Origin of the sequence: Azoarcus indigens (genome assembly GCF_004361735.1) — a bacterium.
Lineage (GTDB): Bacteria > Pseudomonadota > Gammaproteobacteria > Burkholderiales > Rhodocyclaceae > Azoarcus > Azoarcus indigens.
In genome coordinates, this window is sequence record NZ_SNVV01000066.1 from 1 (window position 1) to 1,707 (window position 1,707).

Sequence of the window (1,707 nt, forward strand, 5' to 3'; positions counted from 1 at the left end):
TCCGGCGCCCGCCTGGTGCTCACCGCGATGCGCCAGCTGGAGGCGACCGGCGGCCGCTATGCGCTGTGCACCATGTGCATCGGCGTGGGGCAGGGCATCGCGCTGGTCATCGAAAAAATCTAAGAAAGTTTAGAACCAAAGAATTAGATATTTTCGAATGCGTTAGGAGTGTGATAATTTTTGTTCCAAGGTAGCCGGATTTCCTCGACCCCGGCTACCCATACCTAAAACCACGAGGAGGAGACACCATGAAGCTCAAGCACACCTTGCTGGCCGCCATCGGCCTCGCCTTCGCCGCGGCCGCCCAGGCCGACATCAACGTCGGCGTCGTGGTCTCGGCCACCGGCCCGGCCGCCTCGCTCGGCATCCCGGAAAAGAACACCATCGGCCTGATGCCGACCACGCTGGGCGGGCAGAAGGTCAACTACATCGTCCTCGACGATGGCTCCGACACCACCACCGCCGTCAAGAACATCCGCAAGCTGCTGTCCGAGGACAAAGTCGACCTGGTGCTGGGCTCCACCGTGACTCCCAACTCGCTGGCCATGATCGACGTCGCCGCCGAAGCCGCCACGCCGATGATTTCCCTGGCCGCCTCGGCCCGCATCATCGAGCCGATGGACGACAAGAAGCGCTGGGTGTTCAAGACGCCGCAGAACGACGCCCAGATGGCCACCGCCATTGTCGAGCACATGACCAACAACGGCGTGAAGACCGTGGCCTTCATCGGCTTCGCCGACGCCTACGGCGAAGGCTGGTACGAGCAGTTCAAGTCGGTGGCGGAAGCGCGCAAGCTGCAGATCGTGGCCAACGAACGCTTCAACCGCACCGACACCTCGGTGACCGGCCAGGCGCTGAAGATCATCGCCTCCAAGGCTGATGCCGTGCTGGTGGCCGGTTCCGGCACCCCGTCCGCGCTGCCGCAGAAGACGCTGAAGGAGCGTGGCTACGCCGGCAAGTACTACCAGACCCACGGCGTCGCCAACAACGACTTCCTGCGTGTCTGTGGCAAGGACTGCGAAGGCACCTTCCTGCCGGCCGGCCCGGTGCTGGTCGCCGACCAGCTGCCGGACGACAACCCGGTGAAGAAGTCGGCCCTGGCCTATATCACCAAGTACGAAGCCGCCCACGGCAAGGGCAGCGTCTCCACCTTCGGCGCCCACGCCTGGGACGCCGGCGTGCTGATGACCGCCGCGGTGCCGGAAGCGCTGAAGAAGGCCAAGCCGGGCACGCCCGAATTCCGCGCCGCCCTGCGTGATGCGCTGGAGAACGTCAAGGAAGTGCCGGGCGCCCACGGTGTGTTCAACATGAGCCCGAACGACCACCTCGGTTTCGACCAGCGCGCCCGCGTCATGGTGCAGATCCAGGGCGGTACCTGGAAGCTGGTCAAGTAAGCCGCCGGGCAGCACCCATAAGAAGTAGACGGCCGGCGGCTGCGCAGACAGCCACCGGCCGCCGATCCCACGCAGAGAAGAATACGAGGAGACCACGGCGACGGCCTTGAGCCGGCGGCGTGGAGGGGTTCGTCATGGATCTACAGATAGCGGCCCTGCTGGGCCAGGACGGCCTGACCAACGGCGCGATCTACGCGCTGCTGGCGCTGGCCTTGGTACTGGTGTTCGCGGTGACGCGGGTGATCTTCATCCCGCAAGGCGAATTCGTCGCCTACGGCGCGCTGACGCTGGCGATGGTGCAGGCGGGCACGGT

At 65.0% G+C, this 1,707-nt stretch carries 1 protein-coding gene and 2 pseudogenes; all 3 read left to right on the top strand.

Annotated features, from left to right (window positions below; translation table 11 throughout):
- A pseudogene (locus C7389_RS24685) lies at window positions 1-123 on the top strand (3-oxoadipyl-CoA thiolase); the annotation flags it as partial.
- 125 nt (window positions 124-248) lie between these two features.
- Window positions 249-1,394 (top strand): ABC transporter substrate-binding protein, encoded by a 1,146-nt coding sequence (locus C7389_RS24690; protein WP_133595312.1) that lies wholly within the window; start codon window positions 249-251, stop codon window positions 1,392-1,394.
- A gap of 134 nt (window positions 1,395-1,528) precedes the next feature.
- Window positions 1,529-1,707: pseudogene (locus tag C7389_RS25635) on the top strand (branched-chain amino acid ABC transporter permease); the annotation flags it as partial.

What these genes read in the sequence shown, in the direction of transcription:
- C7389_RS24690 (WP_133595312.1), top strand. Translation starts at nt 249, where the DNA reads ATGAAGCTCAAGCACACCTTGCTGGCCGCCATCGGCCTCGCCTTCGCC.